Source organism: Ilumatobacter sp. (genome assembly GCF_041688325.1).
Taxonomy (GTDB): Bacteria; Actinomycetota; Acidimicrobiia; order Acidimicrobiales; family Ilumatobacteraceae; genus Ilumatobacter_A.
This window is the reverse complement of record NZ_JBDNIJ010000298.1, coordinates 1-8,265: the sequence shown is the minus strand read 5'-3', so window position 1 is coordinate 8,265 and position 8,265 is coordinate 1. Positions and strand designations below refer to the sequence as shown.

Genomic DNA, 8,265 nt, shown 5'->3' with positions numbered 1-8,265 from the left:
GCAGCGCCGAACCGGTGGGCCATCGCCAGCCCAATGCCACTTGCGCCGCCGGTGATCACTGCTGTCTTGCCGTTCAGATTCTCCATCCGGAAGGGTCTACTCGCCCTGCACTCCTCAGCCACAAAGCTGCTGCCTGACCCGACGACCTCCAGTGCGGAGTTGCAATTCGGGGCATCTCCCCCGTTAGGGATGCAGCGTGGCGATTTGATCGTCGGTCCAGCCAAGTTCGGCCATCACCTCGGCGGTGTGTTCGCCGAGGCCGGGTGCATGCAGTCGCACGGTCTCGTGGTCATCGCCTCGACTGGCGAATCGGATCGGATCGCGGGTGTAACGGTACGCACCTTCGGTCGGATGCTCGTCGTCGTGTAAGAGGTCGATGGCCTTGAAATGGGGATCGTCGGCGATGTGTTCCAGGTCGAGAACTGCTGATGCGGGGATCGATCGGCTGTCGCAGAAATCGAGTAGCGCGGCTGTGGGCAGGTCAGCGACCATGTCGTCGAGCATGCCGTACAGCTCGCCGGAGTTGGAGATGCGCGAACGCTGCTCGGCAAATCGCGGGTCAGTTGCAAGCTCGGGTCGGCCGACGAAGCCGAAGAAGTCACGCCAGTTGGCGTCGGTGTAAGGCAGCAGGACGACCCAGCCGTCGGCGGTTTGGCGGGGGCGCCGATTCGGTGTGGTGATTCGCGGGTAGCTGAACTTGCCAACCGGTGGTTCGAAGGTCGAGCCACCGAGATGCTCGACCAGGTTGAACGACGCCATGACCTCGGCCATCGGCACCTCGATCGAGTCGCCCTCGCCCGTCATCGCCCGCCGGTACAGCGCGGCCGTGATCGCTGGGACAATGTGCAGGCCGCTGACCTTGTCGGCGATGATCGACGGCATCAGCTGTGGGGCACCGCCTGAGTAGGTGAAGAGGTCGACCACACCGGACGCTGCTTGGATCACGTCGTCGTAGGCCGCCTTGTCGGCGTTGGGGCCGTTGCTGCCCCAGCCGTTGGCGACGCAGGTGATGATGTCCGGCTTGATTGCCCGAATCGATGCGTCGTCGATCCCGAGTCGACCCAACGCCGACCGCCGCATGGTCGTCACAAACACGTCAGCAGTGGCCACGAGGTCGCGCAGGGCTGCAGCGCCGCTCTCCGACTTGAGGTCGAGCACGACGCTACGTTTATTGCGATTCAGGTTGAGGCTGAACGCGCTCATCATGGCGCTGCGTGCCGGCTCGTAGTGCCGAATGATGTCGCCCTCGGGGGTTTCGACACGGATCACGTCGGCACCCATATCACCGAGCATGCGCGTGGCAAGCGGGCCCATGACCACGCTGGTGAGGTCGACGATGCGCACCCCATCGAGTGGGCCAGTCGGCCGAGCAGATTCAGATGTCACGGTCACACTGTGCCAGGCACAGTGTGACCGGTCGTGCTCAGCGAGACTGACTGTGTGATAACTCAGACACTTGTCGCACCGGACCCGTCCGTGATCGGTGCAATTCACCAACTCTGTGTCGCCTTGAGCGGCACGTGCTCTACCAAATCAACTGCTCGCGCTCGTTGGGTGACGTCGACTCGGCCGGCGCAGCCTGTGCGCTGACGGCAAAGCAGGTCGGCTACTGAGCAAGATTATGAAAGTCTGACTCGCAATACATGTGCAGGCGGTCTACTGTTGCGACATGGTCACCCTGTCGGAGCCGCCAATGGACGGTCGACGGGCGCGCCGCGAGCGCAGTCGGGTTGCGGTTATCGATGCAGTGTTTGCGCTCTTACGCGAGGGCAAGGTGCCGCCGACTGCTGAAGACGTCGCTGACCGAGCCGGCGTTTCGGTGTCTTCGATTTTCCGGAACTTCGACGGTCTCGACGACATGCAGCGCCAGGCATTCGATGTGTTCCGGAAACGATACGTCCACCTTTTCGATCCGGTGGTCGATGCCGCGGCGCCGCGTGCGGAACGAGTCGCAAAGCACGTGCGTGCCCGGCTCGGCCTGCTGACGGCAGCCGGACCGATGATGCAGATTGCCCGACAGCGCGCGCTCGACTATCAGCCGATGGCCGAAGGGATCGGTCGGGGTCGTTCGCAGCTGTCCGACCAGGTGCGCACACACTTCGCATCTGAGGCGGTACAACTCTCACCTGCCGAAGCGGTGAACCTGCTGGCCGTGATCGATTCGATGACTTCGCCAGAGGCCTACGAGGTCATGCAGGCCGCACACGGCCGTTCGGATCGCCAGATCTCACGATCTTGGACCCGTTCGATCAGTGCAATTCTCGACGGCTGGCCCGGCCTGCAACCCGACACCAACACCGGATTCGACAACGACAACGGAATCGACAAGGAGAACAAGGCATGACACGCGCTTCACGTTTCGAAGGAAAGATCGGAAAAACCGTTGCTGATTCCGAGCCATGGTTCGATGAGCCGCCGCACCCGAGCGATGGCGCCCCGAACGTCGTGGTTGTGCTGCTCGATGACACCGGCTTTGCCCAGTTCGGTTGCTACGGCTCCGACATTGACACCCCCAACGTTGACGCACTCGCCGCGAGCGGTGCACAGTTCACGAACTTTCACGTCACCCCGCTGTGCTCGCCGACGCGCGCCGCGCTGCTGACTGGCCGTTCGCAGCACGCGGTCGGGATGCGTGCGATATCAAACTTCCGTACGGGCTTTCCCAGCCAGCTTGGCCACATCAGCAACCATGCGGCCACCGTCGCGGAGGTGTTGCGCGACGAGGGCTACGCCACCTTCTGCGTTGGCAAGTGGCATCTTGCACCGATGGAGCAGTGCTCGGCAGCTGGCCCATTTGAGCAGTGGCCGCTGGCCCGCGGCTTCGACCGGTACTACGGATTTCTCGAGGGTGAGACCGATCAGTTCCACCCGTCATTGGTGTGCGACAACCACATGATCGACCAGCCGAAATCAGCTGAAGACGGCTATCACGTCAGCGAAGACATGATCGACCAGCTGATGAAGATGGTCAGCGATAGCAAGGGCGTGCGGCCGGATCGACCGTTTTTCGCGTACGTACCGTTCGGCGCGACGCACGCACCGCACCAGGCGCCTCAGGCGTATATGGACAAGTACCGAGGCAAGTACGACGAGGGTTGGGATGTCATCCGCGAGCGCTGGTTTGCACGGCAGCTCGAACTCGGTGTGATTCCTGCCGATACCCAGCTGGCGCCGCGCAACCCGGGTGTCGATGCCTGGGATGACCTGTCGGAGAATCAGCAGCGCCTCAACTGTCGGCTGCAGGAAGCATTCGCCGCGTTCCTCGATCACACCGACGATCAGATTGGCCGCCTTATCGAAGGCCTCCGCGACATGGGTGAACTCGAGAACACGATTGTCATAGTGCTTGCCGACAACGGCGCATCGCAGGAGGGTGGCCCGTTCGGCGTCATGCACGAGATGAAGTTCTTCAACGGCATCTTCGAAACAGCTGACCAGGTGATGGATCAGATCGACGACATCGGTGGCCCGCACAGCCACACCAACTATCCGTGGGGCTGGGCGCAGGCCGGCAACTCACCGTTCAAGTGGTACAAGCAGAACACGCACGAAGGTGGTGTCCACGTGCCGATGATCGTGAGTGGCCCAGGCATCACCGAGCCGGGTGCTCTGCGCAACCAGTTCGTCAACGTGTCCGACATCGTCCCGACGATTTACGAGATGGTCGGCGCCACCGCACCCGAGGTCTACAAGGGGCTCGAACAGTTGCCGGTCACCGGCCGGTCGTTCACGAACGCGCTGGCAAATGCATCGGCACCAACAGCGAACACCGTGCAGTACTTCGAGATGTCGGGCAGCCGAGCACTCGTGGCTGGTGACCAGGAATCGCTCTGGAAGGCGGTGTGCAAGCACGACAAGGGCGCCGACTACGACACCGAAACGTGGGAGCTGTATCAACTCTCGGCCGACTGGTCGGAGTGCAACGACCTCGCAGAGACCCATCCTGACAAGCTCGCTGAACTGATCGATCTGTGGTGGCAGGAAGCCGACACGCACGGGGTGTTGCCGCTCGACGATCGAGGTATCGAGCTGTTTGGCAGCCGATTCCGTGACCACTCGCCGCACCCCGTCGACAAGCGGTACGTCTATCGCCCGCCGATGTCACCGATGCCGGGCCAGGCCTCGGTATCACTCGGTGGCACGTCGTTCGACCTCATGGCGCGAGTGACGCGGACCGGCGGCGAACAGGGCGTGCTGTACGCAACTGGCACCGAGAATTCAGGCGTGTCGATCTTCGTTCAGAACAACAAGCTAGTCGTCGACTACAACGCGTTTAACGACCACTTGATCGTTGAATCTGACATCGATGTGCCGGTCGGATCCAGTGCGCTTGGTGTTCATGTGCGCCGTACCGGTGGCAAGACGGGCACGATTTCGTTGAGCGTCGATGGCGTGCCGACCGAGCCAGCCGAGCTGCCGTTGTTCATGACCATGATGTCGTCGGTCGGTCCGAGCGTCGGGTACGACTACGGATCGGCTGTGTCGCAGCGCTATAGCGGCCCGTTCCCGTTCGAAGGCACGTTGCATGACGTCACGGTCCAGTTGCTGTCACGCACTGCCGTCGAGGCCGAGCGAGCGAATGCCGCAAGTGAAATGAGCCGCCAGTGAGTTGCGCATGGGGTCAGGCCCCTTTCGCAACTCTGTGTCGGTCGACTCTCTCCCCGGTGGCTCGTTCCCTCGCGACTTTGCCTGCGGCTTCCCCGGCGACTCCCCTGCTGAATTGGAGCTCCCGATGAGTTTGACTGTCACGTTGCTGGGCACCGGTTCGCCGATGCCCGCGCCGGATCGCGCTGGCCCGGCCACGCTGATTTCGGCTGGCGAAGGCGCCGACGCAGAGCACTACCTGGTCGACGCTGGCCGCGGCGTGTTGATGCGCCTCGCAGCGTGCGGGCTCGGTGCGCCGAACCTCGCTGCGGTGCTGATTACGCACCTGCACAGCGACCACATCACCGATCTCAACGATGTGATCACGACGCGCTGGGTGATGACGTTCGAGAAGACCCCGCTGACGATTGTTGGCCCGGTTGGCACCAAGGCAGTCGTCGACCACATCCTGGCGTCGCTCGACCCCGACATCGAATACCGCCTCGCCCACCACGAAGACCTCGACCATCGCCCGCCGGTGACTGTGATCGAAGTGACGGAGGGTGTTCTTGACCTGCCTGGTGGTGTGATCATCACATGCGGTCAAACCGACCACAAGCCGGTCGAGCCGAGCATCGGTTTCCGATTTGACTACCGTTCTGATGCAGGAGTCGCCAGTGTCGTGGCGGCCGGTGACACCGTGCCGTGCGCCGGCCTCGATGCGCTGTGCGAGGGCGCCAACGCGCTGGTCCACACTGTGATTCGCAAGGACATCATCGCGAACGTGCCGTTGCAGCGGATGCAGGACACGCTCGACTACCACTCGTCACCCGAAGAGGCGGCGCAGACCGCCGCCAAGGCGGGCCTGGACACGCTGATCTATACACACTACGTCCCACCGATGCCCGTGAGCGGCAGTGCCGAGGATTGGCGAGCACTCGGAGCAGCGCACTTCGGCGGCACCATCGAAGTCGGCGACGACCTGCACACCGTCATCATCAGTCCGTCGCCATCAAATCACGTTGAACGAAAGAAGCCAACATGAAATCACTCCGCACTCCCGATGACCGTTTCGCTGACCTGCCGGGCTACGCGTTCGCGCCGAACTACATCGAGGTTGACGACCAAGATGGAGGCACCCTGCGCGTCCACTATCTCGACGAGGGTCCCGCTGATGGGCCTGTCGTCTTGGCGATGCACGGCGAGCCATCGTGGAGCTACCTGTATCGCAAGATCATCCCGTTGCTGACCGGCGCGGGGCTGCGCGTGATTGCGCCGGACCTCGTTGGTTTCGGCAAGAGCGACAAGCCGAGCGAGAAGAGTGACTACACCTATGCCCGGCACGTGGCCTGGATGCAGGAGGCGATTATCGATCACCTCGACCTACAGAACGTCACGTTCTTCGGTCAGGATTGGGGTGGCCTCGTCGGACTTCGCCTCGTCGCGGCGAACTCTCATCGATTCGCCCGAGTCATCGTCGGCAATACGGGCCTGCCGACCGGTGAGGGTGCGCCGAGTGAGGCCTTCATGGCGTGGCAGAAGTTCAGCCAGGAGTCGCCGGTCTTCCCAATCGGCCAAATCCTGCAGGGTGCAACCAACACTGAACTGACCGCAGGCGAAGTTGCTGCGTACGACGCACCGTTCCCCGACGAGACCTTCAAAGAGGGTGCTCGCATCTTCCCGTCGCTTGTGCCGACGTCTCACGATGACCCGGCCGCGCCCGACAACGTCGCGGCCTGGGAGGTTCTCAAGCAATGGGAGAAGCCCTTCATCTGCTGCTTCAGCGATGACGACCCAGTGACCGCGGGTGGCGACGCTCCGTTCCTGAAGCTGGTGCCCGGTGCACAGGGTCAGCCGCACACCACGGTCACGAACGCGCACCACTTCTTCCAAGAAGATGGTGCGCCGCAGATCGCTCAGATCATCATCGACGCTGTCGGCGGAGGCTGAAGAGATGGCCGGTCCGGTTGAGCTAGAACTCGACGACGGCGCGTGGAGCGAGCTGTCCGCGCGCGCCGCGTTTGCATCGCACCGGCTGATCGGGTGGATCTACTGGGACCCAACCGCCATCGAGAACTACACAGCGCTTGGGCCCGACGCCTGGAGCTATTACGTCGCAAGTCGTGGGGCATCGCTTGCCCCGGCTGGCAACCAAGCGGTGATCGCAGCGTTCTATTCGATTAGTCCGGGGTTCATCGCGATGTCACTCGACAACGCCCGTGCTGCAACAACGTTTGAACAGGTCGCCGACGCTCGCGACGCAGGTGTTGTCGCCGGTCTTCCTGAGTACTCCCCGGAGATCTGTGGCGAACTTGCAGCGATGGCTTCTGACCTGTGGGCTGCTGCAGACGAGATCACGATATCCGGTCGGGCGCTCGCGGGAACCCTGCGCGAGCGCGCTCGTCCGGACGACCAACTGCTCTCGGCATGGCTTGCCGTGAACTGCATCCGTGAGTGGCGTGGTGACACGCACTGGGCGATCCAGCTGGTCGATGACATGGGCGACGTCGCCGCTGGGATTCTCGACGGCGCGGCCCGCAACTACGACGGTGACTGGCTGCCGCGCAGCCGCGGTGCTGACGACGCGGCGCTCGCCGTTGGATATGCCGAACTCGAGGTGCGCGGCCTCGTTACCGATGGCACGGTCAACGCTGCGGGGATGGCCCACAAGGCGACCCTCGAGGCACGACTCGACGAGCTGTCGTCGCGCGCATGGCGTGCGCTTGGCGCCGAGGCCACGATGCGATTCGTCGACCTGGTCGAACCGGTTGGTGACCGATTTGTCGAGCGCATCAACGCCACCGCCGGAGCCAATTGGATGCCTGCAGCACGAATCCGAGTGGCTCGATGATCGCAACGCAGAACACGACAACACAGCAGAACACGACAACACAGCAGAACACGACAACACAGCAGAACACGACAGTAGGGAGGTCGCCGTGGCGACAGTGATGAAGTCAGCGACGATTCCGGCATCGGTCGGTGCGGTGTGGGCGGTGCTGGCCGACTTCCCCGCGATCAGCCAGTGGGCGCCGAATGTCGATCATTCGTGTCTGCTGTCCGACCAGACCGAGGGCGTCGGCATGCTGCGGCGCATCCAGACCGGACGGACTACGGTCGTCGAAACTGTCGAGCACTGGGAGCCCGGTGCGGCGCTGCGATACGCGATCACGGGCCTGCCACCGATTATCCGGTCGGTCACGAACGCGTGGTCACTCGAATCCAACGGTGATGTCACCATCGCCACATTGACCACCGAGATCGATGCTGGGCCGCGGCCGCCGCAGCAGGGCATCGCCAAGGTTGTCGGCCGCAAACTCGGCCAGGCCTCTGACGAGATGCTCGCTGGCCTCGCTTCCCATTTTGCGACATCGCCCGAGCAGCAGGAGCAACACGCATGACGCGCCCCGATGTGATCATCATCATGACCGATGAAGAGCGGGCCATCCCGCCCTACGAGTCGGACGATGTCCTTGCCTGGCGTGGGGCAACCCTGAGCGGTCGCGCGTGGTTCGACGACCATGCCGTGAACTTCAATCGGCACTACACGGGATCGCTGGCCTGCGTCCCCAGCCGCCCGACGATTTTCACCGGCCAGTACCCCGATGTCCACGGCGTCACGCAGACCGACGGGCTCGGCAAGATGGCCGACGACTCCCGACTTCGCTGGCTGCCCGAGGG

At 63.1% G+C, this 8,265-nt stretch carries 8 protein-coding genes; 7 read left to right on the top strand and 1 reads right to left on the bottom strand.

Annotated features, from left to right (window positions below; all coding sequences use genetic code 11):
• Window positions 1–183 precede the first annotated feature (183 nt).
• Window positions 184–1,386, bottom strand: a complete 1,203-nt coding sequence (locus tag ACH2EI_RS15705; protein ID WP_395153342.1) for a CaiB/BaiF CoA transferase family protein — start codon at window positions 1,384–1,386, stop codon at window positions 184–186.
• Between the two features lie 283 nt (window positions 1,387–1,669).
• On the opposite strand from ACH2EI_RS15705, the gene ACH2EI_RS15700 reads away from it, so the two are divergent.
• The 7 genes from ACH2EI_RS15700 to ACH2EI_RS15670 all read left to right on the top strand — a co-directional run.
• A complete protein-coding gene (locus tag ACH2EI_RS15700; protein ID WP_395160737.1) occupies window positions 1,670–2,344 on the top strand; it encodes a TetR/AcrR family transcriptional regulator in 675 nt (224 codons plus the stop codon).
• Complete coding sequence (locus ACH2EI_RS15695) at window positions 2,341–4,608, top strand: sulfatase-like hydrolase/transferase (protein WP_395153344.1); 2,268 nt, start codon at window positions 2,341–2,343, stop codon at window positions 4,606–4,608. Before ACH2EI_RS15700 ends, ACH2EI_RS15695 begins: the two co-directional genes overlap by 4 nt.
• Window positions 4,609–4,732: 124 nt before the next feature.
• Window positions 4,733–5,629 (top strand): MBL fold metallo-hydrolase, encoded by an 897-nt coding sequence (locus ACH2EI_RS15690; RefSeq protein ID WP_395160735.1) that lies wholly within the window; start codon window positions 4,733–4,735, stop codon window positions 5,627–5,629.
• Window positions 5,626–6,534: a haloalkane dehalogenase gene (locus ACH2EI_RS15685; protein ID WP_395160733.1), complete on the top strand. Its 909-nt coding sequence runs from the start codon at window positions 5,626–5,628 to the stop codon at window positions 6,532–6,534. Before ACH2EI_RS15690 ends, ACH2EI_RS15685 begins: the two co-directional genes overlap by 4 nt.
• Window positions 6,535–6,538: 4 nt before the next feature.
• A complete protein-coding gene (locus ACH2EI_RS15680) occupies window positions 6,539–7,435 on the top strand; it encodes a hypothetical protein (RefSeq protein ID WP_395160731.1) in 897 nt (298 codons plus the stop codon).
• 88 nt (window positions 7,436–7,523) lie between these two features.
• Window positions 7,524–7,985 (top strand): SRPBCC family protein, encoded by a 462-nt coding sequence (locus ACH2EI_RS15675; RefSeq protein ID WP_395152842.1) that lies wholly within the window; start codon window positions 7,524–7,526, stop codon window positions 7,983–7,985.
• Window positions 7,982–8,265 (top strand): sulfatase-like hydrolase/transferase (locus tag ACH2EI_RS15670; RefSeq protein WP_395160729.1); only part of this gene is annotated, 284 nt, incomplete at its 3' end. The genes ACH2EI_RS15675 and ACH2EI_RS15670, both read left to right, overlap by 4 nt.